Consider the following 25,496-nt stretch of genomic DNA (forward strand, 5'->3'; position numbering starts at 1 on the left):
TGAGCTCACCTCCAGGGGAGCGCGGTAGTGCGGTGCCATTCGAGAAAGGCGGGAACAAGATCTCTGAGCACCCGGAATGCGATGATCCCGGTGCGAAGCGTTCCGACACGCACGAGTTCGAACTCGGGCGTGTCGACGACGACGCGGGCCGCGGCGATGCGGTGCGCCCCCTCGGCGAGGGCGGCGCGCCGCATCGAGGCCGATTCCATGTCGACGGCGATGGCACCGGTCGCCGCGAGTGCGGTGCGCTCGGCGCCCCGCACGACATGGTCGGATTCCGCGAGGGTGCCGGTGTGCACGGTGTGCCCGGCGGCTTTCAGCGCGGCGACCAGCGCCGCGCTCTCGTGCCCGTCGTCGGGGACGACCACATCGCCCGGCCGCATGCCCGGGGCGAGCCCGGCGCAGAAGCCTGTGGTCAGTACGGCCGTGTCCGCCGCCGACGGGTCGTGCAGGGCCGCGCGGACGGCCCGGTCCGCGGCCTTGGGTCCCATGCCGGTACGCAGCACGGTGACCGCGTCCGCGGCGCTTCTGGCCACTCCCCTGCGCAGCGCGAACCGCTCGATGCGCAGGGCGCACACCACCAGCAGCGGGGACGGGGTACCACCCACGAACTAGGCCCCCTTTCCCGGGACGGAGGAGCCGGCCGTGAGGCTGCTCGGGTGACCGAGCGCCCCGAAGGGCTCGCGCCGGACGTAGCGCCCGAGCGCGGTCAGCGGGAAGACCATGCGGTAGAGGTGGTAGTTGATCGAGAAGTCACGGGGGAATCCCGTGCCGGTGAAGTACGGCTCGTCCCAGGAGCCGTCCTCCTTCTGCGTCTCGGCCAGCCAGCGCACCCCGCGCGCCACGGACTCGCTGTCCCGCTCGCCGGCCGCGAGCAGCGCGAGCAGCGCCCAGGCGGTCTGCGAGGCGGTGGAGTGCCCGCGGCCCGCCCACTCCCGCTCGGAGTACGAGCGCAGGTCCTCCCCCCAGCCGCCGTCGGTGTTCTGCACCGACTCCAGCCAGCCGACCGCCCGGCGGACGGCCGGATGGCCGGTGGACAGGCCGGCCGCCACCAGCGCCGGGACCGCGGACCCGGTGCCGTAGATGTAGTTGACCCCCCAGCGGCCGAACCAGGCGCCGCTGTCCTCCTGTTCGGCGAGCAGCCACTCGATGCCGCGCCGGGTGTGCGGATCCTGTTCGAGGCCGAGCGCGGCCAGCATCTCCACGACATGGGCCGTGACGTCCGCGGACGGCGGGTCGATGACCTCGCCGAAGTCGCAGAACGGCAGCCGGTTGGGGAAGGGGCTGGTGTTGTCGGCGTCGAAGGCGCCCCAGGCGCCGTTCCTGGACTGCATGCCGACGTTCCAGCGGACGGCCCGGTCGATCGCGGTGTCCACCCGCGCCTGGTCCGGGTGGTCGATCCGGCGCAGCGCCAGCACCACTTCCGCGGTGTCGTCGATGTCCGGGTAGTTGTCGTTGTGGAACTCGAAGGCCCAGCCGCCCGGCGCGAGTTGCGGACGCTGCACCGACCAGTCGCCCGGCCGGGTGATCTGCTCGCCGAGCATCCAGTCGGCGGCCTTCACCAGCGCCGGATGGTCGGCGGCCACCCCGCCGTCGGCGAGCGCGATGGCGGCCAGACAGGTGTCCCAGACCGGGGACTGGCACGCCTCGATCATCCGTACGCCGTCCCGGGGCCAGACGGCGAAACGATCCAGCGACTCGAGTCCGGCCTTGACCACCGGGTGGTCCAGGTCGTACCCGAGCAGGTGCAGGGCGATCACCGAGTAGACGGCCGGCGGCTGGATGCCGCCCCAACAGCCGTCGGACTCCTGGCGTTCGATGATCCAGCGCGCGCAGGCGTTCATCGCGGTTCGGCGCACGGGACGCGGGCTGAACCGGCGGTAGACGTGCAGCGCCTGGTCCAGACGCTGGAAGACACCGTCCCAACTGGTGATCGGGGAGCGGCGCCGCTTGGGGTTGGGCACCGCGGGATCGACATGCAGCTCGTCGATGCCGAACGGGGCCGGGCGCACCGGGCGGTGGGCCGCGACGACGGTCAGCGGCACGATGGTCTGCCGGGCCCAGCAGCCGAAGGAGTAGATGTTCAGCGGCATCCACTTGGGCAGGTAGATGATCTCCGGCGGCATTTCCGGGAGGTCGTCCCAGCTCCACCAGCCGAACAGGGCGAGCCAGATCCGGGTGAAGACCCGGCTCGCCGCGACGCCACCCTCGTTGCGCGACCACTTGGCGGCCAGCGCCATATGGGCCTCGTCCGGGGAGTCCCCGGCCAGCCGCAGCGCGACATACGCCTCGACCGTGGCCGAGACGTCACCGGGCCCGCCGTGGAAGGTGGGCCAGGCGCCGTCCTCGCGCTGCTGGGAGCGGATCCACCGGGCCGAGGCCGCGGTGACCTGCTCGTCCTGGATACCGAGGAACTGCCGCAGCATCAGATCCTCGGCGTCCATGGTCACATTCGTTTCGAGGTCGCCTTTCCACCATCCGTCAGGGTGCTGCCGTGCCAGAAGGTGGTCTGCGGCGCGCTGCACGGCACGCTGCGCCGCCGCCTCGGTGGTTCCGGATGGAACAGGGTCCGGTTCCGAGGTGCTGCTGGCCGAAGGTGTCCGGTGGGTTGGCGTCCCTGGACTGCCATCGGTCGTCGCTGTCATGGCTTCCCCTTTGCAGTTGAGACTTCTGCGGTGTTGGGGGCGGCCGTCGGCCGTCACATGAGAGGGACCGGCGACGTCGAGCGCTCCACAGTCGTTCTTTACTTCTCGCGAACCACCACAAAATCCGCCAGGCCTACGAGTTTACGTTGAACTTGTTCGGGCATGTCCATTTTGTCCAGCGCGGCGATCGCGGTCGCGTACTGCCTCCTGGCCTCCTGAGAGGTCCATTCCCGGCCACCGGCTTCTTCGATCAACGCCGCGCGCATGGCGAACTCTTCCTCGCTGAACGCATCGTTTTCCGGATTCTTCGCGTCCGCCGCCAGGAGTTCACCCAGGCGCTCCGACGCGGAGCCGCCGGCGGCGAGCGCGGCGACCACCGGAAGCGACTTCTTGCGCTGGCGCAGATCGCTCCAGGTCTGCTTTCCGGTGGTGGCCGGATCGCCCCAGATGCCCAGCAGGTCGTCGATCGCCTGGAAGGACAGGCCGAGGTGGTAGCCGTACTCCTCCAGCGCGTCCGCGTCCGCCTCCGAGGCACCGCCGAGCACCGCGCCGATGGAGGAGGCGCAGGCCAGCAGGGCGCCGGTCTTGTTGCCCTCCATGTCCAGGCACTCCTGCACGGTGACCCGCTCGCGGTGCTCGAAGGAGATGTCCTGGGCCTGACCGTCGATCAGCTTGCGGGTGGCGGTGGTCAGCCGGCGGGTGGCCCGCCCGGCCTCGACCGTCCCCTGCTCCAGCAGGATCTCGTTGGCGAGCGCGAACAGCGCGTCGCCGACCAGGATCGCCTGGGCGGGGCCGTGCACCTTCCACACCGTGTCGCGGTGCCGCCGCTGCTCGTCACCGTCCATCAGGTCGTCGTGCAGCAGCGAGAAGTTGTGCACCAGCTCCACCGCGACCGCGCCGGGCACCCCGGTCTCGGCCGGGGCGCCCGCTGCCTGCGCCGACAGCAGCGCCAGCGCCGGACGGACGGCCTTGCCGCCGTCGCCGAGCGCGGGCCGGCCGGCCTGGTCGATCCAGCCGAAGTGGTACGACGCGACGGTGTCCATCGGAGGGGCGAGGCGTGCCACTGCCGCGCGGAGCACCGGTGTGGTCAGGATGCGGCCGTTTTCCAGCAGCGCGATGACGCTGTCAGCGGTCACGTTCTCTCCTCTTGTTGCACCAATAGCACTCATGCCGCCTCCAGGACGCCGGATTCGTACGGCAGCCCGAGGGCGGACAAAGCTTCTCGGGAGGCATGCAGGCCACTGCGTACCGCGCTCTCCATGGTCGCGGGCCAGCCGGTGGCGGTCCACGCCCCGGCGAGGAACAGGCCGGGGGCGCGGGTCGCGGCCCCGGGTCGCAGGGCGGCCACGCCCGGGGCGGGCGCGAAGGTCGCGTTACGTTCACGGGTGACGAAGAAGTCCAGGATCTCCGCGCCCCGGGCGGCCGGCAGCAGCCGCTCCAGCTCGGGCAGGTAGCGGGCGCGCAGCTCGGCGACGGGCAGGTCGATCTCGTCCTGCACCGCGGACTGCGACACGGCCACGTACTGGCCGGTCCCGGTCAGTCCCGAACTCCTGGTGCGGTCGAAGACCCACTGGACAGGGCTGCCCACCGCCGCGAGGAAGGGCTGGTCCAGCACCTGTCTGTCGTAGATCACATGGACATTGAGGATCGGCGCGGTGCCGATGCGCAACAGCTTTTCCGGCTCTTCCAGCGCGCCTTCCGGCAGCAGGCCGTGCGCCTCGTGCTGAGGCACCGCCAGCACCACGGTGGCGGCGTCCAGTTGCTCGCCGCGGCCGGGTCCGGTCTCCACCGTGACCTGCCAGCCTCCGTCCGGGGCCGCCTCGATCCCGGCCGCCCGGCCGCGCAGCACCGTACGCACCCCGGCCGCCTCCAGCGCCCGGCGGGCCCGCAGGTCGTGCAGGTCGCCGAGGGGAGCCGAGGCCCAGCCGATGTCGGCGGCGCCGGGGTCGGAGAGCAGCCCGGTCTTGAAGACCATCGCGGCCAGGCCAAGCGAGGCATTGCCCGCGGTGGCGTTCAGGGTGGCGACGCCGACCAGGTCCCACAGCGCCTCGATGGTGCGGGGCGACTGCCCGCGCGCGGCCAGCCAGCTGCCGAAGTCCGTACGGTCCAGGGCCGGATCGGCCAGGTCCAGGCCGCGCAGGGCGAGCGCGGCCCGGCCGACCGAGGCGCGTTCGCGCAAGCTGAGGTGCGGATAGCGGACCAGGCTCGTGGCCAGATGCAGCGGTACGGGCAGCGCGCTGCGCCCCAGCCGCCCCATCCGGCCGGTGTCGGCGTCGAACACCGGTACGTCGAGCCGGTCCTGCAGGGTGATCAGGTCCCGGGCCTCGATCCGGTCCAGGAACCACTGGTAGGCGGTGCAGCAGCGCAGAAAGACATGCTGGCCGTTGTCGACGCTCAACTCGCCGCGCTTGAAGGAGAAGGCCAGCCCGCCCAGCCGCGGCCGGGCCTCGGTGAGCGTCACCCGCAGCCCGGCGTCGGCGAGCGCGAGCGCGGCCGTGGTGCCGGCCAGCCCGCCGCCGATCACCACGGCGGTGCGCCGTACCTGCTCGTCACGGCCCGGCCCGGTGCCGGTGGTCGTGGTCATGCGCCCTCCCCTGGGGCCGCGCCATAACAGGCGCGGCGGGCCGTCGCGGAAAGTGACGCCGTACGCGTCGTGAGGGTTGCTCGGTCGTGTCCGTCGTGCCGTGCGGCTGGACCCGCGCTGAAGCGGGTGGGTCTCACGCGTCACCCCGGGGGCCGCGCGCGGTACGCCTGGCGTCGAGTCCGGCCAGGCCGCGCACGGCGACGTACGCCTTCTCCCGGCCCGGCAGCGAGACCCGGCCGCGCAGCACGGCCTCGGGGTCGGCGGCGATCCGCTCCAGCAGCCGGCGGTAGATGCCGGCCATGGCGGAGACGCACGCACCGCTCCTGCGGTCGAGCATCGGCAGCAGCCGGTAGCCGGTGGCGAACAGCGCGCGGGCACGGCGTACTTCGAACTCCACCAGACCGGCGAAGTCCGACCCGGGCGGCGCGGTGTCCCCGTGGAAACCGTCCGCGCAGCCGAACTTGGCGAGATCCTGGGCAGGCAGATATGTACGTCCGTTGCCGGCGTCCTCGCGGACGTCCCGGAGGATGTTGGTGAGTTGCAGGGCGAGGCCGAGCGTGTCGGCATATTCGGCGGCACGTTCATGATCGTGCCCATTCGTGGTGCCGAAAACCCCCAGCGACAGCCTTCCGATGGCCCCGGCCACACAACGGCAGTAAACGGCCAGGTCGTCCCAGGTTTCGTACGTTTCTCCGCGGACGTCCATCAGCACGCCGTCGATGAGTTCGTCCAGGCCGCCGAGCGGCAGCGGGAACTTCGCGGCGCTGTCGGCCAGCGCGACCGCGACCGGGTCGGTGTCGTCCTCGCGGACCTCGCCGGCCCGGACCCGGGTGAGCACCGTCCGGGTGGCGTCGAGGCGTTCGGCCTTCTCCCCGGGGGCCAGATCGCCGTCGCCGATGTCGTCGACCCGCCGGGAGAACGCGTAAAGGGCGGACATCGCCTGCCGCTTGGGGGTGGGCAACAAGCGAATGCCGTACGCGAAGTTGCGCGCCTCATGGCCGGTCACGGTCTCACAGTACCTGTATGCGGCAAGTACTTGAGCGGACGTGTGGGCGGAACCGTTCACGGTCCGGCTCACCCCTCTCTTCGCAATGTCGACCCCACCTCGCGCAGCAGGCTGGGCTTGGTGGCTTTGGGCGGACCTGCCAGGACGTCGTACCGCGCGCCCTCGACCGCCTTCAGCGCGGCACGCCCGCCGCCGACGAAACCGGCGAGCAGCAGCCGAAGCCTTCCACGGACGCTACCCACCAGGGGAGTACCTTCATACAACAGATCGCGGGCGCGTTCGGCCTCGAAGGCCACCAGTTCGCGTACTCGTTCGTTCGCGTGCGGTGCGGCGAGGTCTGCCTCCTCCACGGCGTAGCGTTTCATGTCCTCGGCCGGCAGATACACCCGGTCCCTGCCCAGGTCCTCCGCCACGTCCTGGATGTGCTCGACGATCTGGAGCGCCGTGCACACCGCGTCGGAGTGGCGGATGCGTTCGGGCGTCGAGGTGCCGGTGATGGACAGCACCAGCCGGCCGACCGGATTGGCGGACAGCTCGCAGTAGGCCAGCAGCTCGTCGTACGTGCTGTAGCGGCGCACGTGCTGGTCCTGGCGGTTGGCGCCGATCAGGCCGAGGAAGGGGTCGGGGGTCAGCCGGTGCCGGCGGACCGTGGGCTGAAGGGCGGTCAGCAGCGGGTGCGCGGGGGTGCCGTCGAAGACCTTGCGCAGATCGGCCTCGAAGGCGTCGAGCATGGCGAGCCGGTCCTCGGCGGCCTGCGGGTCGAGCCCGAGCAGGACCGCGTCCGCGCGTCCGCCGCCCGCGAGGTCGCCGTCACCGATGTCGTCGACCAGCCGGGCGAATCCGTACACCGCCATCAGGTCCCTGCGCCAGGCGCGCGGCAGGAACACCGGAGCCACGGGGAAGTTCTCGCGCGCGGCCTTGTCCAGGACGGCCCGGGACGTGTCGTCCCCGGTCACCGCGGAGTTCCCGGCACACAGGCGGCGAACGAGCCCCGGAACTGGATGGTCCCGATCTTCATGGCCGCCACATCCCCCGTTTTACACCGCCCGGTCGGATCTTCCCATTTCGGACACGCCGCTCCGGCGCTCCCGCACATCCGGTATCGATCATCGACAGGCTCCCAGCACCGGTACAGCTTACGTCCGGCCACCCCCCGGCGTACGCCGGGGGCACGGCGGGAACAACAACGGGGACAACACACAACCCCCGCCGGATCATCCGGCGGGGGTCGGCGAGTCTCAGCAATTTCCACGGTGGTCCGTGATCACTTGCCCGTGTGCTTCTCGTACGCCTTGAGCACTTCCTCGGTGGGGCCGTCCATCAGCATCTCGCCCTTCTCCAGCCACACCACCCGGTCGCAGGTGTCGCGGATCGACTTGTTGCTGTGGCTGACCAGGAAGACGGTGCCGGCCTCCTTGCGCAGTTCGCGGATGCGCTTCTCGGAGCGCCGCTGGAACTGCCGGTCGCCGGTGGCCAGCGCCTCGTCGATCATCAGCACGTCGTGGTTCTTGGCCGCCGCGATCGAGAAGCGCAGCCGGGCCGCCATGCCGGAGGAGTACGTCCGCATCGGCAGCGAGATGAAGTCGCCCTTGTCGTTGATGCCGGAGAAGTCCACGATGCCCTTGTAGCGGTCGCGGATCTCCTCCTGCGTCATGCCCATGGCCAGGCCGCCGAGGATGACATTGCGCTCACCGGTCAGGTCGTTCATCAGGGCCGCGTTGACACCCAGCAGGGAGGGCTGGCCGTCGGTGTAGATCTGGCCGCTCTCCGGCGGCAGCAGTCCGGCGATGGCCCGCAGGATCGTCGACTTGCCCGAGCCGTTGGAACCGATGATGCCGATCGCCTCGCCGCGGTAGGCGGTGAAGCTCACCCCGCGCACCGCGTGCACCCGGCGGACGTTCGGCGACTTCTTGCGGGACACCAGCCGGCCGAGCGCCGCGACGGCGCTGCCCTTGCCGGTGCCCGCGCCGTGCACGGTGTAGACGATGTGCACGTCGTCCACGATCACGGTGGGGATACGAGCCTCGGTGGCGGTCTGCACCGGGGGAAGCGTCTGTGTCTCAGCCACGGCCATACGACTCCTCCGCCTTCCAGAAGTAGATGTACCCGCCGACCCCGACGACCACCGCCCAGCCCACCGCCGCGGCCCACACGTGCGGCGGGAGCTGCGACGCGGTCACACTGTCGATCAGCGCGAAACGGATCAGGCCGATGTAGACCGCGGCCGGGTTGAGGTCGAGCACGATCCGCACGAAGTGCGGCGCCGTGCTGGTGAGCTTGTCGATGCTGTACATGACGCCGGACACATACATCCAGGTGCGCAGCAGGAACGGCATCAGCTGCGCGAGGTCGGTCATCTTACTGCCGAGCCGGGCGACCGTCATCGCCAGGCCGGTGTTGAAGACCCACTGGGTGATCAGCGCGGGGATCACCAGCAGCCAGGAGAGCGTGGGCACCTCGCCGGTCATCAGCACGATCGCCAGCAGGACGAACATCGACATCATCAGCTGCTGGAGCTGCATCAGGGTGAAGGCGATCGGCATCGAGGCGCGCGGGAAGTGCAGCGCCCTGATCAGCCCGAGGTTGCCGGAGACCGCCCGCACCCCGCTGAGCACCGAGGACTGGGTGAAGGTGAAGATGAAGACGCCGGTGACCAGGAAGGCGATGAAGTTGTCGATGCCCCTGCTGGTGCCGATCAGCAGACCGAAGATCAAGTAGTAGACCGCCGCGTTCAGCAGCGGTGTCATGACCTGCCAGAGCTGGCCGAGGCGGGCCTGGGTGTACTGGGCCTGGGTGCGGGCCTTGGCGAACTCGTTGATGAAATGTCGACGGCCCCAGAGCTGTCGGGTGTACTCGGCCAGACCGGGCCGGGCCCCGCTGACGGACAGACCGTACTTGGCCGCAAGCTGGGCGGGGCTGAGGCCGTCGTCGGCCGAGGGTGCCGGTGGGGCTCCGACGGCGACCGCACCATTGTGCGTTGTCTCGCTCACAGTTGACACTTTCGTCCTCAATGTGCGCGCCGGGGGAAGGGGAGGCCCCGGGCTGCGCCTGATGCTCTCAGGTCCGAGCTTGTCAGATGATCGGGGGTCGGCCTAGTCGGGTCAACTTCCACACCGTCCGCCACCTCATCGCCCGCCGCGGGCCGCACGGGGTCGTCCAGCCCTCGCGGAAACCGCCGAACCACGCGCGCAGCGCGGACCCGGACGGCCTACGCGCCAGAGTGAGCACAAGCCATACGCCGAGATACACCGGAACGAGCGGCCACGGCAAATTGCGCCGGGCCAGCCAGACCCGGTTGCGGGCCACCATACGGTGGTAGACCGCGTGCCGGGCGGGCGAGGTGGTCGGGTGGTGCAGCACCATGTCGGCGCGGTAGTCGATCATCCAGCCCGCGTCAAGGGCTCTCCAGGCCAGATCCGTTTCCTCGTGCGCGTAGAAGAACTCGGCCGGCAGCACCCCGGCCTGCTCGAAGACCTTGCTGCGGACCGCGCAGGCGCCGCCGAGGAAGGTGGTCACCCGGGAGCCGCGCATCGGGTCCGAGGCGCGCAGCCGCGGCACATGGCGGCGCTGGGTGACGCCGGTCACCGGGTCGGCGATCCGGAAGCTGATGATGCCCAGCTCCGGGTCGGCGGCGAAGGCCGCCCTGACCAGCTCGGCGGTGTCGTCGAAGGGCAGCAGCCCGTCGTCGTCGAGGAAGAGCACCGCGTCGACGTCCCGGCCGGCGGGCCCGAACATCTCGATGCCCACATTGCGGCCGCCGGGGATGCCCAGGTTCTCCGGGAGTTCCGCGGTGCGCACCCCGGCGTGGGTGACCGGCGGCAGCGGGGCTCCGTTGCCGACCAGGGCCACCGCGACGGCCGGGCCCTGCTGCTTGGCGACCGAGTCCAGCAGGTCCTGGAGTTCGGCGGGACGGTTGCCCATGGTCAGGACCACCGCGCCGAGCGTCAGCGGCGTGCTCACTTGAGCCTGCTCGACGCGAGGACGGAGACCAGGTGCAGCAGGGTCTGGAGCAGCGCGATGCCGGCCAGTACGGCCACGCCGAGCCGGGTGAAGAACAGGTCGTCGCGGATCTGGTCCACGACCGCGAGCACCAGGATGAACAGGGACGCCTCGACGCCGAGCACCAGCCGGTGGAACTTCAGTGCGGCGGCCGCCCGGCGGGCCAGGGCCACCCCGGAGGAGCGCGGCTCCGACGCCGCCTCCTTGACCGGCGGGAGCCCGCCCTGGTGGCGGGCCACACCGACGAGGTCGGTCTCCGCCTTGATCAGCACGGCCCCGAGCGCGGCGAGGGTGCCGAGGAAGGCCCACAGCCAGTCGATCCGGCCGCTGCCCCACAGATCGGCGGCGCGCAGCCCGAAGCCGACCAGCACGGCGGCGTCGCACAGGTAGGCGCCGACGCGGTCGAGGTAGACGCCCGCGAGGGAGAACTGCTTCTTCCAGCGGGCGACCTCGCCGTCGACGCAGTCCAGCAGCAGATAGAGCTGGACCGCGACCACGCCGAGCACCGCGCCGGGGATCCCCGGCACCAGCAGGGCCGGGGCGGCGAGCACGCCGCAGACGGTCATCACGTACGTCAGCTGGTTGGGGGTGATCCGGGTCGGCACGATGTACCGGTCTATGCGGAGCGAGAGCTCGCGCATGTAAAGGCGCCCGGCCCAGTGCTCGCCGCTGCGCCGGTCCTTCACCCCCGGGGGGTGAACGACCGGGCGCAGTTCAGCTACTGATGGTTTTGGCATAGTCGGCGTATGCGTCCCTGATCTGAGTGGCGGACAGGTCGAGGTGTTCCAGGATCGTGTAGCGCCCGGGGCGGGTCTGCGGCGCGTAGCGCACCGCTTCGACGAACTCCTGAGCGGTGAAGCCGATCTCGTCGGGCCCCACGGGCAGCCCGTGGCGGCGAAGTGCGGTGGCGATCAGCGCGGACTCGGCGTGGGCGCCGCGCAGGTGCATCGCGAAGGCGGCGCCGAGCCCGACCTGCTCACCGTGGGCGGCGGCCCGCTTGGGGTGGAGCAGGTCGAGGGCGTGGCTGATCTCGTGGCAGGCGCCGGACGAGGGGCGGGTGTCGCCGCTGATCGACATGGCGATCCCGGTGAGCACCAGGCCCTCGGCGAGGGTGACCAGGAAGGCGTCGTCGCCGATGCCGCCGGGGTGGCGGAGCACCGCCTCGCCCGCGCTGCGGGCCATGGCGGCGGCCAGGCCGTCGATCGGCTCACCGGTCTCGCGGTGGGACAGCTCCCAGTCCGCGATGGCCGAGAGGTTGGAGACCGCGTCGCCGATGCCGGCCCTGACGTAGCGGGCCGGGGCCTCGCGGATCACGTCGAGGTCGATGACGACCGCTATCGGCGTGGGGACGCCGTAGGAGCCGCGGCCGTTGTCGTTGTCCAGGGTGGACACCGGCGAGCACAGGCCGTCGTGCGAGAGGTTGGTGGCGACCGCGACCATGGGCAGGCCCACCCGGGCCGCCGCGTACTTGGTCACGTCGATGATCTTGCCGCCGCCGAGGCCGACGACCGCGTCGTAGCGCTTGCCGCGGATGGCGTCGGCGAGCTTCACGGCCGCGTCGATGGTGCCGCCCTCGACCGGGTACCAGTCGGCGCCGGGCAGTTCGGGGGCGAGCCGTTCGCGCAGCCGGGCGCCCGAGCCCTCGCTCGCGGCGATGGCGAGCTTGCCCGAGGTGGAGATCCGCTGGTCCGCGAGGAGCTTGGACAGGTCGGCGAGCGCCCCGCCGCGGATGTCGACGACGACCGGCGAGGGGATCAGCCGGGTCAGTACTGGCACGCGATCTCCCGGCCCCTGGCCAGATCGGCGTGGTTGTCGATCTCGACCCAGGACACGTCGCCTATGGGTGCCACGTCGATGGTGAAGCCGCGGTCGACCAGCTCCTGGTAGCCGTCCTCGTAGTACAGGTCGGGGTCCCGTTCGAAGGTGACCTTGAGCGCGTCGGCCAGCTCGGCGGCGGCCTCGGGCTCGATCAGGGTCACCCCGATGTACTCGCCGGTGGCGTCGGCCGGGTCCATCAGCTTGGTGATCCGGCGCACCCCACGGCCGGGCGCGGTGACGACCTTCATCTCCTCGTCGGCGAGGCGCTTGACGGTGTCGAGCGCCAGGATGATCCGGCGGCCCTCACCGCGGGCGGCGAGCAGCGTCCGCTCGACGGAGACCGGGTGCACGGTGTCGCCGTTGACCAGAATCACTCCCTGGGTGAGGACGTCCCGGGCGCACCACAGGGAGTAGGCGTTGTTCCACTCCTCGGCCTTGTCGTTGTCGATCAGCGTGAGGGCGAGGCCGTACTTCGCCTCCAGGGCCGCCTTGCGCTCGTAGACGGCCTCCTTGCGGTAGCCGACGACGACGGCGGCCTCGGTGAGGCCGATCTCGGCGAAGTTCGCCAGGGTCAGGTCGAGGACGGTGGGGCCGTCGGGCGCGCCGTCGGGGCCGACCGGCACCAGCGCCTTGGGCAGCGTGTCCGTGTACGGACGCAGACGGCGTCCGGCGCCGGCCGCCAGCACGAGGCCGATCATGCGGGTTCTCCTGATTCGTCGTGGACCGCCGGGGCGCCCGAGGACACCCAGAAGCGGATGCTCTCGGCGAGGACCAGCAGCGCGAGGGCGCCGGCGAGGACCGCCAGCGCGACCGTGAGCCCGGTGCCGTGGGCGAGGGCGGCGGTGAGGACCGCCACCAGCAGCGTCCGGCCCTCGTGGCCGCCCGCCGCCCGGACCAGGGCCCGCGGGGGCGCCCCGGTGCCGCCGCGGATGCGGTACACGGTGTCGTAGTGATGGTAGGCGACGGCTGCCACCAGTCCGAATGCCGCCGGCAACGCTCCGTTCACCTGGGAGACGGCCGCGAGCGCCAGGATCGTGACGTACTCCCCCGCCCGGAACAGCGGCGGGACCAGCCAGTCGAGCGCGCCCTTGAGCGGGCGGGCGGTGGACAGGGCCGAGGTCAGCACGTAACCGACGGCGGCCACGGAGGGCCACCAGCTGCCGCGCGGGGCGAGCGCGGCGGTGGCGATCAGCGCGCCGGTGCCCAGCAGGGCGAGGGCGGGCGGCGCGAAGGCGGGCAGCCGGCGGGCGAGCGGGCGCAGGACGCGGGCGCCGGCCTCGGCGAGCGGTCCGCTGTCGGCGAGATCGGCCAGCGCCTGGGCGGCGCGGTCGGTGCGCCGGGCCCTGCGGGTCAGCGAGCGCAGTACGCGCCCGGCGGTGGTGTAGCAGGCGGCCAGCGCGCAGCCGACCAGCAGGACGACGAAGGTGATCCGCGGTGTCGTGACCGCGGTGAGCACGGCGATCAGCGCCCAGCGCTCACCGATCGGCAGCACGATCATCCGGCGCACCCACACGGTCCAGCCGACGCTGTCGAGGCGGCCGGACAGGGCGGCGGTGGGGCTGGTGTTGGCGGTCGCGTCGTGGTTGGCCTCGTTGAAGGCGAAGTCCACGACGTGCCGGCAGGTCTGGAGCACCATGGCGCCGAGCGCCAGCGCCCATACATCGTCCCCGCCGCGGGCGGCGCCCAGCGCGAGTCCGGCGTAGTAGGCGTACTCCTTGGCCCGGTCGAAGGTGGCGTCGAGCCAGGCGCCGAGCGTGGAGTACTGCAACGAGTAGCGGGCCAGCTGGCCGTCGGTGCAGTCCAGCACGAAGGAGGCGAGCAGCAGCACACCGGCGGCGACATAGCCGCCGCGGGTGCCGGTGGCCGCGCATCCTGCGGCGATCAGCGCGACGACCAGCGAGGCGGTGGTGACCTGGTTGGGCGTGAGGCCGCGCCGGGCGCACCAGCGGGCGAGGTAGCGGGAGTACGGGCTGACGCAGTGGGTGGTGAAGAACCCGTCGCGGGACTTGACCGCGCTGCGCAGCCGTACGGACTCCTCGTCGACCGCCGCGACGGCCTCGGCGGCGGCGGCGCGCGCGGCCGGGTCGGCGGGGACGGCGGCGACCAGGACGCCGAGTTCGGGGCGGTGCGGCTCGACGCCTTCGGCGGCGAGCGCGTGGGCCAGGACATCGGCCGGTACGTCGGCGGCGAGCGTGAGCGCGGAGGGCGCGGCGCCGTCCGCCGCGGCGGCGCCCTGGCCGGCGGCGGCACCGACGGCGGCCGGGCCGGTCATGGCGGCCAGCGCGCGGGTCAGCGCGGGGCGGGCCGCGGCCTGGGCGGACAGCGCGCCCGGCACGGCGGCCGCGTCGAACCGGGGGTCGGTCAGCGCCAGCCGCAGGGCGTGGCGGTGGCCGAGGAAACGGCGGTCGACGACGGCCACCCGGTCGGCGGGCGGCACCTGCGCCAGCCGCTGCGCGACGGCGTCGGGCGTGTCCGCCTCGACGACCTGGAACCCCAGCGCCCGCAGGTCGTCCCCGAGCGGCGACGGCGACCCGGCGACGGGCGGGCCGGTCAGAATGGCGGTCGGCAGAGGAACCCACTCCCTGAAAGCGTGCGAAGGCGTGTCCGCGGACGGCCCACGGGCCCGGACCGGGACGACGGCGAGGCTATCGGATACGGGACAGCGGCAGTTCACTGCCTGTTCGCCTGGGCTTGGCCCATCCGGTGTGATCATCATGCTCGCATGTCGGCGTGACGACAACCGACCCGCCCTGCAACCGTTCGAGTGAACTCGCCGGCCCTTCGCGCACGGGTCGGCCACCCCTCATCACCGCAGGTCACCGCACATGACAACGGTCTCCAGTACCGGCTTGCCCACAGTGCGTGACCGGTGTTGACTGGCCCGCGACGACCGGAGGACGGCCGGCACCGGAGCGCGCGGTGCCTGCGGGGACCCGGCCCGGACGGTGCGGACGGTTGCGGACGATGACGGACGAACGGGAAGAGGGGCCGGGTCGATGGGGGCAGGACACAGCCACGGTCACGGCCACAGTCACGGGACGCCGGTGACCGGTCCGGTCGGTACGGCGGGCGCCGTCCACCGCGGGCGGCTGCGGATCGCGCTGGGCATCACCGTGCTGGTGCTGGTCACCGAGGTGGTCGGCAGCGCCGTCACCGGTTCGCTCGCGCTGCTCGCGGACGCCGGGCACATGGCCACGGACGCGGCCGGGCTGGCCATGGCGCTGCTCGCCGTGCACATCGCCGCCCGCCCGCCGAGCGAGCGCCGCACCTTCGGCTTCGCCCGCGCCGAGATCCTGGCCGCCGTGCTCAACGCGGTGCTGCTCTTCTGCGTCGGCGCGTTCATCTTCTACGAGGGCGCGCGGCGGCTGATCACCCCGCACTCCATCGACGGCGGCGCGACCGTCGTCTTCGGTCTGGTGGGCCTGGTGGCCAATTCGGTCTCCCTGCTGGTGCTGATGCGCGGGCAGCGGGAGAGCCTGAACGTCCGGGGGGCGTTCCTTGAGGTGATGGCCGACGCGTTCGGCTCGCTGGCGGTCGTGGTGGCGGCGCTGGTGTTCATGGCCACGGGCTGGCGGCAGGCGGACGCGGTGGCCTCGCTGCTGATCGGGCTGCTGATCGTGCCGCGCACCTGGCAGCTGCTGCGCGAGGCGGTGGACGTGCTGCTGGAGGCGGCGCCCAAGGGGGTGGACATGGCTCAGATCCGCCGCCACATCGTGGCCCTCGAAGGCGTCGAGGGGCTGCACGACCTGCATGTCTGGACGATCACCTCGGGGCTGCCGGTGCTGTCGGCGCATGTCGTGGTCAGCCAGGACGTCCTGGAGGCGGTGGGCTACGAGAAGATGCTGCACGATCTCCAGGGCTGCCTGGGCACGCACTTCGACGTGGAGCACTGCACGTTCCAGCTGGAACCGGTGGGCCACGCGGAACACGAGGCCCGCCTCTGCCACTAGGCCCTCGCCGGGCGGGCCGCCCCGGACCGTGTGCCCGGGTGCTCCCGGGAGGCACCCTCCACCTTCCGGCAGGCACGTTCTCCGCTGCGCGGGCCCACACGCCGTGGCCGGGCCTGGCGCCCGGTGAGGCCGCGCCCGACGCGACGCGGCGGCCTCTCTCCCGCCCGGATGCCCGCCCGACCGTCCTGGTCAGCGAGCCGCCGGGGGAGGCGCGCGCCGCCCGGCGGCGGACTGCCGGGCGGGGCAGCCCCCGGCCAAGGGGCCGCGGGAACGGGCGGGGGCGTGAACGCGGGGCCGGCGTTCGCCCCGAAGCGCCGGTGCGGCGACGCGGTACGGGCGCGGAACGAGGCCGGAAGTGAGGCAGACTAAGGTCTTGTCGTCGAACGCGAAGGATGGAAATGCCAACCAGTCCTGCCACCGGCCGACCCGGCTCCCCCGCTTCCACGCCGTCCCCGAACGGGGTCGCGGAACCGATCCTGCTCGAACTGGTCGATGAGAACGGCGTGACGATCGGCACGGCGGAGAAGCTGTCGGCGCACCTGGCGCCTGGACGGCTGCACCGGGCGTTCTCGGTCTTCCTCTTCGACGACGAGGGCCGGATGCTGCTCCAGCGCAGGGCGCTGGGCAAGTACCACTCCCCCGGTGTGTGGTCCAACACCTGCTGCGGGCATCCGTACCCCGACGAGCCGCCGTTCGTGGCGGCGGCCCGGCGGACCGCGGAAGAGCTGGGCGCCGCGCCCGCGCTGATGCGCGAGGCCGGCACGGTCCGCTACAACCACCCCGACCCGGCCTCCGGCCTGGTGGAGCAGGAGTACAACCACCTGTTCGTCGGCCTGGTCGGCGGCCCGCTGCGGCCCGACCCGGAGGAGATCGACGAGACGGTGTTCGCGGACCCGAAGGAGCTGGCCCGGCTGCGCGAGAGCGGACCGTTCTCGGCCTGGTTCCAGACCGTGCTGGACGCGGCGCTGCCCACCGTGCGCGAGGTGACCGGGGGTACGGCGGGCTGGTAGCGGGGAGTACGACGGCCCCGCGAGAGGCCGGCCCGGGCAGCCGCCCGCCACCGCGCGCGGCTGCCCCTCAGTGCGCCGGCGCGCTCAGCGGCAGCGCCGCCCGGACGATCTTGCCGCCGCCCGATGTCCGGGTGATCTCGCACCGGCCGCCCGCCTCGTCGGTGAGCGTCTTGACCAGCAGCAGTCCCCGCCCGCCGGTCCGCGCGTGGTCGGTCTCCAGGGCCCTGGGCCGGTACGGGTGGCTGTCCTCGACGGCGATCCTGATCCACTCCGCGCCGACCGCGACCTCCACGGAGAACTCGGGCGAGAGCACGGCCGCGTGCCGGACGGCGTTGGTGACGAGTTCGGAGAGGATCAGCATCAGCCCGTACAGCGTGTCGTCGTCCACCGGCACCCCGCGCTCGCGGATCAGCGCGCGCACCCCGTGCCGCATCCGGGGCACGGACGTCTCGACGGAGGGGGCCGTGAACCGCCACACCCCCTCGTACGGTCGTGGTGCCGGAGCCTGGGCCTGACCGGGCGGAACGCTCCCGCGGACCTCCATGACCGCACCCACCATCGCTTTCGCGTGACGTGTCCGCGCGGCCCCGCCGGGAGCCCCGGCAGATCCCGCCTCACGCTCCGAGTGTCGAGGAATGACGCACCGGCTCGCGCGGGAGACCGTAAGTCCGCACGTTTCCACGCTTTTTGACCGATTTCGATCACCTCTGTCATTACGGCGACCGATTCCGTACGGGGATGGGTGGATAGGATCACCCGTCGGCCGGCGCCCGCCTCCGAGGCCGCCCGGCCCGCACCTGCCCGCAGCCCCCGAGGAGCCCCCGATGTCCGCGTTCGGCCCTGGTCTGCTGGTGAGCGCCGAGGACGGCGTCGCCACGGTGACCCTCGGCAACCCGGCCCGCCGCAACGCGATGACCCTGGCGATGTGGCGGGCGCTGCCCGGTGTGCTGGGCGGGCTCGCCGCCGACCCCGGGGTACGGGTGCTGGTGCTGACCGGCGAGGGCGACACCTTCTGCGCGGGCGCCGACATCACCGACTTCACCACCGCGCCCGGCGGCCCGCGCGGCGTCCAGGACGCGGCGGTCGCGGCCGAGGAGGCGCTGGCCGCCTTCCCCAAGCCGACGGTCGCGGCCGTACGCGGCTTCTGCGTGGGCGGCGGCTGCCAGCTCGCGGTCGCCTGCGATGTGCGCTTCGCCGCCGAGGGCGCCCGTTTCGGGGTCACCCCGGCCCGGCTCGGCATCGTCTACGCGGCCTCCTCGACCCGCCGGCTGGTCGCGCTGACCGGGCCGTCGACCGCGAAGTACCTGCTGTTCTCGGCCGAGCTGATCGACCACGAGCGCGCGCTGCGCACCGGCCTGGTGGACGAGGTGCTGCCCGCCGACGGCCTGGACAAGCGGGTACGGGAGTTCACCGGCGTGCTCACCTCCCGCTCGCGGCTGACACAGGCCGCGGCCAAGGAGTTCGCCTCGGCCGTGCCGTCGCCGGAGCGGCAGGCGTACTGGGACGCGCAGGCGCGGGACGCCGGCGAGGCCGCGGAGGGCGCGGCCGCCTTCCTGGAGCGCCGCGAGCCGCGGTTCACCTGGGCGCCGCGGGCGGACTGAGCGAGGACGCTCGGCACGGTCGGAACAGTTGCCGGCCGGTCGGATCGTCGCACCTTCCGGTCGTACGGACCCGGGCCCGCGTACAGCCGACGGAATCGTCGTACGACCACGCCGTCGTACCACCGCGCCGTCGTACCGTCCGGTCCTCAGACGATCGGGGTGGCGCCCACCGCCTGAGGCTGCGCGGTGCCCGGCGGCATGGCGGGATGCCGTCCCAGCATCACCACGCCGACCACCACGGCGGCCAGTCCCACCGTCTCCCAGGCCAGCGCGCCCGGGGTGACCCGCAGTCGGTCGCCGAGGAAGCCGATGCCGCAGGCGATCCCGGCCAGCGGCTGCGCGGCGGTCAGCGACGGCAGGGACATCCGCAGCGGGGCCGTCTCGAAGGCGCTCTGCACGAGCACCATGCCGGTCAGCCCGATGGCGAGGACCGCGTAGGGCTGCCAGTGGACGACCAGCCCGGCCACTCCCTCGCGGTGGGCGATCCCGCCGCAGATCCGGGTCAGGGCGTCCTGAAGCCCGTAGAGCAGCCCGGCGGCGAGGGCGAGCACGGCCGCCTCGGAGGACTTGGCCAGCCGCCGGGACCGCGCGGTCAGCAGCAGCGCGAGCCCGGCGACCGTGCCGAAGACCAGCCAGTGGCGCAGCGCGCCCGCCTCGGAGCCGCCGCCGTGCGGCTGCCCGGCGACGATGAAGGCGGTGACCCCGAGGGCGAGCACGGCCACCCCGCCCCAGCCGCTGAGGCCGAGCGGCTGCCTGGTGAGCCAGCGGGACAGCGCCATGGCGAAGATCAGATTGGTCGCGGTCAGCGGCTCGACCAGGGAGATCTGCCCGAAGGCGAGGGCGACCGCGCCGAGCACCTGGCCGGCCACCATCAAGGCGACGCCGACCAGCCAGTCCGGCATCCGTACCAGGTCGAGCAGCAGCCGGAAGGAGAGGAAGTCCGATCCCGGGGCGCGGACCGCCGCGCGCTGCTGCAGCACGAATCCGAGGCCGAGGCAGCAGGCGGCACCGACTCCGAGCAGGAACACGGCCACGCGGTCACTTTAACGCCACCACTCGGGCGGACCCGGTGTCCGGCGCGGCCCGACCGGTGGCTTCCGGACACCCGGGCCCCTGCCACCGCCGCGCGCGGAGCCACGTCCAGAGCCCCGTCCCGCGCGCGCCTTCGTCAGGGCCGCGCGCCCGCCACGGTCTCCGCGCCCTCCCACACGGTCAGGAACGCCATCCGCAGACACGCGGCCAGCGCCGGGTGCTCGATGTAGAGCGCGGTGGTCGCGCCCGTGCCCGCGACCGGGTCCGGCATGTCGCACAGCACCAGCGAGGCGTCGGCCACCACGAGCTTGAGCGGCAGCAGCGCGGTGAAGCGGCTCTCCTCCCCCGCCTCGCCGAACCGCCGTACGTTCTCCAGCACATCGAGATCGTCCAGCGCCTCGTGGGTGTAGATCGCCCGCACGGTGCCGCCCGAGCGGCGCAGCCGTTTGACGGCCTTGATGCCCATGGCGTTCAGGGCCGGGGCGACGAAGGGCGGTTTGCAGAAGCTGAGCAGTTCGTGCCTGGCCTGGGCCTGGATGTCGGCGAACGCCTCGGCGATGGACTTGGGGTCGCGCAGGATCTCCACGTAGTCCAGCGGGACGGTGTGGGTGCGGCCGTCGGCCCAGACCGGGACGAGCGCGGCGGTGAGCGCGGAGGACACCTGGTCCAGACGCTCAAGCGCCTCGCGCTGCAAGGCCATCAGCCGCGCGACCGCCAGCTCGGGCGCGACCGCGGAGAAGGTGGCCACCCGCCCGGGCCGCGCGGTGGCGAGCCTGCGCCGGACCAGCGCGTCGAGCACGTCGTACACCCGCTGCCGGGGCACGTCGGCCTCGCGCGCGACCTCGGCCGCGGTGTACGACTCGCGGCGCACCAGCGCGAGGTAGACCCGCGCCTCGTACCGGGCCAGGCCCAGCGCGACGAGGTCGTTGACCGGTTCCTCCTCCGTCTCCATGGCGCCACAACGTATACGGCGGAGATCGTCCGGCGGAAGCGAGCGAGGGCGGAGCAAGGGACAGAGCGTGGGGTGGGGCGAGGGCTGGGGCGAAGGTAAGTCAAGGGCAATCCTTTGCCATTACCCGGTAGTACCTTGAGCGCCCCCTCACTACCTTCAACACCAGTCACCACTCAACGGGGTGGCAGTCAGCGGGAGTTGACTCCCGAATCTCCAGTGAACGCGTGCCACACACGAAGTCCCGGGCGATACCTCGCCATGGTGAATTGTCATGACCTTGACATATTCACCGGACGTGGACGCCCCTTGGGAGCCGATCCCCCCATGGAGGGCAGTTCATTGCAGTCGACAAGTCCAGGCCGGGTCAGGCGGTCCGTCCGCCGCGCAACCCTGGCGGTGGTGGCCGCGGGTGCCCTGCTCACCGGCGGCATGATCGCCGCCGCGGCGCCGTCCGTCGCCGGCACCCCGGCGGCCGGCGACGGCTCGGCGGCCGTCAGCGCCGCCGCCCCCGCCGCGCACACCGAGCGGCTGTGCGCCGCCCCGGCCAAGAAGGGCTGGATGGCCTGCCAGGCACTGGCCCGTACCGACGTCGTGCAGCACTTCGGCATCAGCCCGGACGCCACCCCGTCCGGCTTCGGCCCCAGCGACCTGCAGAGCGCCTACGCGCTGCCCGCCTCGGCCGGCGCCGGCGCGACCGTGGCCATCGTGGACGCGCAGGACGACCCCAACGCGGAGAAGGACCTCGGCACCTACCGCACCCAGTACGGCCTGCCGGCCTGCACCACGGCCAACGGCTGCTTCAAGAAGGTCGACCAGAACGGCGGCACCAGCTACCCGACCGCCGACTCCGGCTGGGCCGGTGAGATCTCGCTCGACCTGGACATGGTCAGCGCGGTCTGCCCGCAGTGCCACATCCTGCTGGTCGAGGCGAAGACCGCCAGCATGGACGACCTGGGCACCGCGGTGAACCGCGCGGTCACCCTGGGCGCGAAGTACGTCTCCAACAGCTACGGCGGCGACGAGGACTCCACCGACACCACCGCCGACTCGCAGTACTTCAACCACCCCGGCGTCGCCATCACCGTCAGCTCCGGCGACGAGGGCTACGGCGCGGAGTACCCGGCCGCCTCCAAGTACGTCACCGCGGTCGGCGGCACCTCGCTCAAGCGGGCCGGCGGCACCACGCGCGGCTGGTCCGAGTCCGTCTGGGGCAGCAGCTCGGGCGGCGAGGGCGCGGGCTCGGGCTGCTCCGCCTATGACGCCAAGCCCACCTGGCAGACCGACACCGGCTGCGCCAAGCGGACGATAGCCGATGTCTCCGCCGTCGCCGACCCGGCCACCGGCCTCGCGGTGTACGACAGTTACCAGGCCAGCGGCTGGAACGTGTACGGCGGCACCAGCGCCTCCTCGCCGATCATCGCCTCGGTCTACGCGCTGGCCGGCACCCCGGCCGCGAACACCACCCCGGCCTCGTACCCCTACGCCCACACCGGCTCGCTCAACGACGTGACCAGCGGCGCCAACGGCTCGTGCGGCAGCAGCTATCTGTGCACCGCCAAGGCCGGCTACGACGGCCCGACCGGCCTCGGCACGCCGAACGGCACAGCCGCCTTCACCAACGGCGGCTCGACCGGCGGGAACACCGTCACCGTCACCCAGCCGGCCAACCAGTCGACGCAGGTGAACACCGCGGCCAGCCTCCAGATCCAGGCCAGTGACTCCGCCTCGGGACAGACCCTGACCTACAGCGCGACCGGCCTGCCCGCCGGGCTGTCGATCAACGCCTCCAGCGGTCTGATCTCCGGCACCCCGACCGCGACCGGCAGCTCCAGCGTCACCGTCACGGCCAAGGACTCCACCAACGCGACCGGCTCGGCCTCCTTCACCTGGACGGTCACCAGCGCCGGCGGGGGCGGCGGCTGCACCAGCGCCCAGCTCCTCGCCAACCCCGGCTTCGAGAGCGGCAACACCGGCTGGACCACCAGCAGCGGCGTCATCGACAACAGCACCGGCGCACCCGCCCACAGCGGCTCGTACAAGGCCTGGCTCGACGGCTACGGGACCACCCACACCGACACGCTCGCCCAGTCGGTGACCATCCCGGCGAGCTGCACCAACGCCACCTTCACGTTCTACGTCTACATCAGCACGTCGGAGACCAGTACCTCCACGGCCTACGACAAGCTCACCGTCCAGGCGGGCAGCACCACGCTGGCCACCTACTCCAACCTCAACCACACCACCGGCTACGTCCAGAAGTCCCTGGACCTGTCCTCCTACGCCGGACAGACCGTGAACCTCAAGTTCACCGGCACCGAGGACTCCACCCTGGCGACCTCCTTCCTCATCGACGACACGGCGGTCAACGTCGGCTGACCACCGGCTGATCGAGGAGTACGGGCCCGGGTCGGCCGCGCGGCCGGCCCGGGCCCACCGCTGCCGCCCGCCTTCAGCGCGCGGGCGCGGCCGCGGTCACCGGACGTCGACGGTGACCCGCCACCCGATGAGGGCATGGCACACCGGACCGTGGTGCTTCCCCGGAGGGCAGGCCCGGCGAAAGCCGCTCAGCGCGGCGCTGCCGGCCCGCGCGCCGCGATACACGCCGGACGAGACCTCGGTGAGGGCCGCGCCCTTCTCGGTGACGTTCCCGCCCGGTCCGAGCGCGAGCCGCAGTGTGCTGCCCACACTCAGGCACACCTCACGGGCGTCCATCCCGCCGGCCGGGGTGACCACGACGTCGCCGCAGTCGGGCTGCCCGCTGCTGGGGCCCGGGTCCGGCGCGCCCACCCGGACCCCGGTCGCGGAGCCGCAGCCCGCGACCAGCAGTACGGCGGCGGCAGCACCGACCAGCCGAGCGCGCATGACCGTTCCTCCTTCGCCCGGGCCGCCCTGGGCTGACAGAACGGCCGGTCCTGAATGGGACGCCGTGGAGCCGGGTTCGGTTCCCTCGAAAGGAGGGTGGGAGAGCGCGGCGGCCGGTGTCCGCGACACGCGGCTCAGCGCCCGGTGTCCCCCGCCCGCGACAGCACGGGCTCGGCACGCGGCGGCCCGCGTCCCCGACGCCCGGTGACCCGTCCCCCCTCCGGGCACGGCTCAGCTCTCGGTGACCCGTCCCCCTCCGGGCACAGCTCAGCGCTCGGTGATCCGCCCGTCGGCGACCTCGATCCGCCGGGTGGTGTGCACGGCGTCCAGCATCCGCCGGTCGTGCGTGACCAGCAGCAGCGTGCCGGAGTACGCCGCCAGGGCCCCTTCCAGCTGCTCGATGGCGGGCAGGTCGAGGTGGTTGGTCGGCTCGTCGAGCACCAGCAGATTGACCCCGCGGGCCTGGAGCAGCGCCAGGGCGGCGCGGGTGCGCTCGCCCGGCGAGAGGGTGGCGGCGGGCCGCAGCACATGCGCGGCCTTGAGCCCGAACTTGGCGAGCAGCGTACGGATCTCGGCCGGGTCCAGGTCGGGGGCCGGGGCGCGGAAGGCGTCGAGCAGCGGTTCCTGGCCCCGGAACAGCCCGCGGGCCTGGTCGACCTCGCCGACCAGCACTCCGGGGCCGAGCGCGGCCTGCCCCTCGTCCAGCGCCAGCCGGCCGAGCAGCGCGGCGAGCAGGGTGGACTTGCCCGAGCCGTTGGCGCCGGTGATCGCGACCCGGTCCGCCCAGTCGATCTGGAGGTCCACCGGGCCGAACGCGAAGCCGCCGCGCCGGACCCTGGCCCCGCGCAGGGTGGCCACGACCGCGCCCGAGCGGGGCGCGGCGGCGATCTCCATCCGCAGCTCCCACTCCTTGCGGGGCTCGTCGACGGTCTCCAGGCGCTCGATCATCCGCTCGGTCTGGCGGGCCTTGGCGGCCTGCTTCTCGCTGCCTTCGGCGCGGGCCTTGCGGGCGATCTTGTCGTGGTCGGGGGCCTTGCGCATCGCGTTGCGGGTGCCCTTGTCCATCCAGCCCCGCTGCATCCGGGCCCGGGCTTCGAGGCCGGCCCTGGTGTCGGCGTACTCCTCGTACTCCTCGCGGGCGTGCCTGCGCGCGGTGGCGCGTTCCTCCAGGTAGGAGGCGTATCCGCCGCCATAGGTGGTCACCTGCTGCTGGGCGAGGTCGAGTTCCACGACGCGGGTGACCGTACGGGTCAGGAACTCGCGGTCGTGGCTGACCAGCACGGTGCCGGCCCGCAGACCCGTGACGAACTTCTCCAGCCGTTCCAGCCCGTCGAGGTCGAGGTCGTTGGTCGGCTCGTCGAGCAGGAAGACGTCGTAGCGGCTGAGCAGCAGCGAGGCGAGCCCGGCGCGGGCGGCCTGGCCGCCGGAGAGCGCGTACATCTCCTGGTCCAGGCTCACCCCGAGGGCGAGGGAGGCGGCGGCCTCCTCGGCTCGTTCGTCCAGGTCCGCGCCGCCGAGCGCGAGCCAGCGTTCGAGGCCGAGCGCGTACGCGTCGTCGGCGCCCGGTGCCCCGTCGACCAGGGCCTGGGTGGCCGCGTCCAGGGCCGTTTGGGCGGCGGCCACTCCGGTACGGCGGGCCAGGAACTCCCGTACGGTCTCGCCGTCCTTCCGGCGCTCGGGCTCCTGCGGCAGATGGCCCACGGTGGCGGCGGGCGGGCTGAGCCGGAGCGTGCCGTCCTCTGGGGTGGCGAGACCGGCGAGCAGCCGCAGCAGCGTGGACTTGCCCGCGCCGTTGGCGCCGACGAGACCGATCACGTCCCCCGGCGCGACGACCAGGTCAAGACCGGTGAACAGGACACGGTCGCCGTGACCGGCGGCGAGATTCTTGGCTACGAGAGTGGCACTCATCAGGGCCCGGATTCTATCGGCTGCGCGGCGGGACCTCGGCGGGGGCTGCGCGGGGGGGCGGGGGCAGGTCCGGCGGGAGCTCGGCGGGGCGGAGGCCGGGCGTCCGGATCGGCGCGCGGGCGCGATACG

At 72.5% G+C, this 25,496-nt stretch carries 22 protein-coding genes; 4 read left to right on the top strand and 18 right to left on the bottom strand.

Features of this window, described 5'->3' with window-relative positions:
- Positions 1 to 5: 5 nt before the first annotated feature.
- The 13 genes from OHA30_RS04795 to OHA30_RS04855 all read right to left on the bottom strand — a co-directional run bounded on the left by OHA30_RS04795 (position 6) and on the right by OHA30_RS04855 (position 14,621).
- A complete protein-coding gene (locus OHA30_RS04795) occupies positions 6 to 608 on the bottom strand; it encodes a phosphorylase family protein (protein ID WP_328912542.1) in 603 nt (200 codons plus the stop codon).
- 3 nt (positions 609 to 611) lie between these two features.
- Positions 612 to 2,645: a squalene--hopene cyclase gene (gene shc, locus OHA30_RS04800; protein WP_328912543.1), complete on the bottom strand. Its 2,034-nt coding sequence runs from the start codon at positions 2,643 to 2,645 to the stop codon at positions 612 to 614.
- A gap of 98 nt (positions 2,646 to 2,743) precedes the next feature.
- Positions 2,744 to 3,814, bottom strand: a complete 1,071-nt coding sequence (locus OHA30_RS04805; protein WP_328912544.1) for a polyprenyl synthetase family protein — start codon at positions 3,812 to 3,814, stop codon at positions 2,744 to 2,746.
- Positions 3,811 to 5,229, bottom strand: a complete 1,419-nt coding sequence (gene hpnE / locus OHA30_RS04810; protein ID WP_328912545.1) for a hydroxysqualene dehydroxylase HpnE — start codon at positions 5,227 to 5,229, stop codon at positions 3,811 to 3,813. Before hpnE ends, OHA30_RS04805 begins: the two co-directional genes overlap by 4 nt.
- A gap of 133 nt (positions 5,230 to 5,362) precedes the next feature.
- Positions 5,363 to 6,307, bottom strand: a complete 945-nt coding sequence (gene hpnD / locus OHA30_RS04815; RefSeq protein WP_328912546.1) for a presqualene diphosphate synthase HpnD — start codon at positions 6,305 to 6,307, stop codon at positions 5,363 to 5,365.
- Complete coding sequence (hpnC, locus tag OHA30_RS04820) at positions 6,304 to 7,191, bottom strand: squalene synthase HpnC (protein ID WP_328912547.1); 888 nt, start codon at positions 7,189 to 7,191, stop codon at positions 6,304 to 6,306. Before hpnC ends, hpnD begins: the two co-directional genes overlap by 4 nt.
- A 308-nt stretch (positions 7,192 to 7,499) precedes the next feature.
- Entirely contained in the window at positions 7,500 to 8,309 is an 810-nt protein-coding gene (locus tag OHA30_RS04825) for an ABC transporter ATP-binding protein (protein WP_328912548.1), read from the bottom strand.
- Positions 8,296 to 9,225, bottom strand: coding sequence for an ABC transporter permease (locus OHA30_RS04830; RefSeq protein ID WP_328912549.1), 930 nt, complete (start codon positions 9,223 to 9,225; stop codon positions 8,296 to 8,298). The genes OHA30_RS04825 and OHA30_RS04830 overlap by 14 nt, the downstream gene beginning before the upstream one ends.
- 82 nt (positions 9,226 to 9,307) lie before the next feature.
- Positions 9,308 to 10,156: a glycosyltransferase family 2 protein gene (locus tag OHA30_RS04835; protein WP_328917723.1), complete on the bottom strand. Its 849-nt coding sequence runs from the start codon at positions 10,154 to 10,156 to the stop codon at positions 9,308 to 9,310.
- Between the two features lie 35 nt (positions 10,157 to 10,191).
- Positions 10,192 to 10,971: a CDP-alcohol phosphatidyltransferase family protein gene (locus tag OHA30_RS04840; RefSeq protein WP_328912550.1), complete on the bottom strand. Its 780-nt coding sequence runs from the start codon at positions 10,969 to 10,971 to the stop codon at positions 10,192 to 10,194.
- Entirely contained in the window at positions 10,949 to 12,010 is a 1,062-nt protein-coding gene (locus OHA30_RS04845; protein WP_328912551.1) for an iron-containing alcohol dehydrogenase family protein, read from the bottom strand. Before OHA30_RS04845 ends, OHA30_RS04840 begins: the two co-directional genes overlap by 23 nt.
- The gene (locus tag OHA30_RS04850; RefSeq protein ID WP_328912552.1) at positions 11,998 to 12,750 is read right to left on the bottom strand and encodes a phosphocholine cytidylyltransferase family protein; all 753 of its coding nucleotides are present in this window, start codon (positions 12,748 to 12,750) and stop codon (positions 11,998 to 12,000) included. The genes OHA30_RS04845 and OHA30_RS04850 overlap by 13 nt, the downstream gene beginning before the upstream one ends.
- Entirely contained in the window at positions 12,747 to 14,621 is a 1,875-nt protein-coding gene (locus OHA30_RS04855) for a DUF5941 domain-containing protein (protein WP_328917724.1), read from the bottom strand. The genes OHA30_RS04850 and OHA30_RS04855 overlap by 4 nt, the downstream gene beginning before the upstream one ends.
- A gap of 427 nt (positions 14,622 to 15,048) precedes the next feature.
- Between OHA30_RS04855 and OHA30_RS04860 the strand changes: the two genes are divergently transcribed.
- Both OHA30_RS04860 and idi read left to right on the top strand, forming a co-directional pair.
- Entirely contained in the window at positions 15,049 to 16,002 is a 954-nt protein-coding gene (locus tag OHA30_RS04860) for a cation diffusion facilitator family transporter (RefSeq protein ID WP_328912553.1), read from the top strand.
- 398 nt (positions 16,003 to 16,400) lie between these two features.
- Positions 16,401 to 17,012 carry an isopentenyl-diphosphate Delta-isomerase gene (gene idi / locus OHA30_RS04865; protein WP_328912554.1) on the top strand — a complete coding sequence of 204 codons (612 nt, stop codon included), beginning with the start codon at positions 16,401 to 16,403 and terminating at the stop codon, positions 17,010 to 17,012.
- Between the two features lie 67 nt (positions 17,013 to 17,079).
- On the opposite strand, the gene OHA30_RS04870 is transcribed toward idi, so the two are convergent.
- Positions 17,080 to 17,556: an ATP-binding protein gene (locus OHA30_RS04870; RefSeq protein WP_328912555.1), complete on the bottom strand. Its 477-nt coding sequence runs from the start codon at positions 17,554 to 17,556 to the stop codon at positions 17,080 to 17,082.
- A 280-nt stretch (positions 17,557 to 17,836) separates the two neighbouring features.
- Here OHA30_RS04870 and OHA30_RS04875 point away from each other — a divergent pair, with 280 nt between their 5' ends.
- Positions 17,837 to 18,613 carry an enoyl-CoA hydratase/isomerase family protein gene (locus tag OHA30_RS04875; protein WP_328912556.1) on the top strand — a complete coding sequence of 259 codons (777 nt, stop codon included), beginning with the start codon at positions 17,837 to 17,839 and terminating at the stop codon, positions 18,611 to 18,613.
- Between the two features lie 146 nt (positions 18,614 to 18,759).
- Here the strand turns inward: OHA30_RS04875 and OHA30_RS04880 are convergent, their stop codons facing one another.
- Positions 18,760 to 19,647, bottom strand: coding sequence for a DMT family transporter (locus tag OHA30_RS04880; protein ID WP_328912557.1), 888 nt, complete (start codon positions 19,645 to 19,647; stop codon positions 18,760 to 18,762).
- Between the two features lie 134 nt (positions 19,648 to 19,781).
- Positions 19,782 to 20,597, bottom strand: a complete 816-nt coding sequence (locus OHA30_RS04885) for a TrmB family transcriptional regulator (RefSeq protein WP_328912558.1) — start codon at positions 20,595 to 20,597, stop codon at positions 19,782 to 19,784.
- Between the two features lie 324 nt (positions 20,598 to 20,921).
- Between OHA30_RS04885 and OHA30_RS04890 the strand changes: the two genes are divergently transcribed.
- Positions 20,922 to 22,973, top strand: a complete 2,052-nt coding sequence (locus tag OHA30_RS04890; protein ID WP_328912559.1) for a putative Ig domain-containing protein — start codon at positions 20,922 to 20,924, stop codon at positions 22,971 to 22,973.
- Between the two features lie 96 nt (positions 22,974 to 23,069).
- Here OHA30_RS04890 and OHA30_RS04895 read toward each other — a convergent pair whose 3' ends face one another.
- Positions 23,070 to 23,459 (bottom strand): hypothetical protein, encoded by a 390-nt coding sequence (locus tag OHA30_RS04895; protein WP_328912560.1) that lies wholly within the window; start codon positions 23,457 to 23,459, stop codon positions 23,070 to 23,072.
- A gap of 267 nt (positions 23,460 to 23,726) precedes the next feature.
- Positions 23,727 to 25,367, bottom strand: coding sequence for an ABC-F family ATP-binding cassette domain-containing protein (locus tag OHA30_RS04900; RefSeq protein ID WP_328912561.1), 1,641 nt, complete (start codon positions 25,365 to 25,367; stop codon positions 23,727 to 23,729).
- Positions 25,368 to 25,496: the final 129 nt, after the last annotated feature.

This window comes from Streptomyces sp. NBC_00223 (assembly GCF_036199905.1).
Classification (GTDB): Bacteria; Actinomycetota; Actinomycetes; order Streptomycetales; family Streptomycetaceae; genus Actinacidiphila.

What these genes read in the sequence shown, in the direction of transcription:
- OHA30_RS04900 (WP_328912561.1), bottom strand. Translation starts at nt 25,367, where the DNA reads ATGAGTGCCACTCTCGTAGCCAAGAATCTCGCCGCCGGTCACGGCGAC.
- OHA30_RS04875 (WP_328912556.1), top strand. Translation starts at nt 17,837, where the DNA reads ATGTCCGCGTTCGGCCCTGGTCTGCTGGTGAGCGCCGAGGACGGCGTC.
- OHA30_RS04825 (WP_328912548.1), bottom strand. Translation starts at nt 8,309, where the DNA reads ATGGCCGTGGCTGAGACACAGACGCTTCCCCCGGTGCAGACCGCCACC.
- OHA30_RS04840 (WP_328912550.1), bottom strand. Translation starts at nt 10,971, where the DNA reads ATGCCAAAACCATCAGTAGCTGAACTGCGCCCGGTCGTTCACCCCCCG.
- OHA30_RS04895 (WP_328912560.1), bottom strand. Translation starts at nt 23,459, where the DNA reads ATGCGCGCTCGGCTGGTCGGTGCTGCCGCCGCCGTACTGCTGGTCGCG.
- OHA30_RS04860 (WP_328912553.1), top strand. Translation starts at nt 15,049, where the DNA reads ATGGGGGCAGGACACAGCCACGGTCACGGCCACAGTCACGGGACGCCG.
- OHA30_RS04850 (WP_328912552.1), bottom strand. Translation starts at nt 12,750, where the DNA reads ATGATCGGCCTCGTGCTGGCGGCCGGCGCCGGACGCCGTCTGCGTCCG.
- OHA30_RS04835 (WP_328917723.1), bottom strand. Translation starts at nt 10,156, where the DNA reads ATGGGCAACCGTCCCGCCGAACTCCAGGACCTGCTGGACTCGGTCGCC.
- hpnE (WP_328912545.1), bottom strand. Translation starts at nt 5,229, where the DNA reads ATGACCACGACCACCGGCACCGGGCCGGGCCGTGACGAGCAGGTACGG.
- OHA30_RS04885 (WP_328912558.1), bottom strand. Translation starts at nt 20,597, where the DNA reads ATGGAGACGGAGGAGGAACCGGTCAACGACCTCGTCGCGCTGGGCCTG.
- shc (WP_328912543.1), bottom strand. Translation starts at nt 2,645, where the DNA reads ATGACAGCGACGACCGATGGCAGTCCAGGGACGCCAACCCACCGGACA.
- idi (WP_328912554.1), top strand. Translation starts at nt 16,401, where the DNA reads ATGCCAACCAGTCCTGCCACCGGCCGACCCGGCTCCCCCGCTTCCACG.
- OHA30_RS04870 (WP_328912555.1), bottom strand. Translation starts at nt 17,556, where the DNA reads ATGGAGGTCCGCGGGAGCGTTCCGCCCGGTCAGGCCCAGGCTCCGGCA.
- OHA30_RS04890 (WP_328912559.1), top strand. Translation starts at nt 20,922, where the DNA reads ATGGAGGGCAGTTCATTGCAGTCGACAAGTCCAGGCCGGGTCAGGCGG.
- OHA30_RS04805 (WP_328912544.1), bottom strand. Translation starts at nt 3,814, where the DNA reads ATGAGTGCTATTGGTGCAACAAGAGGAGAGAACGTGACCGCTGACAGC.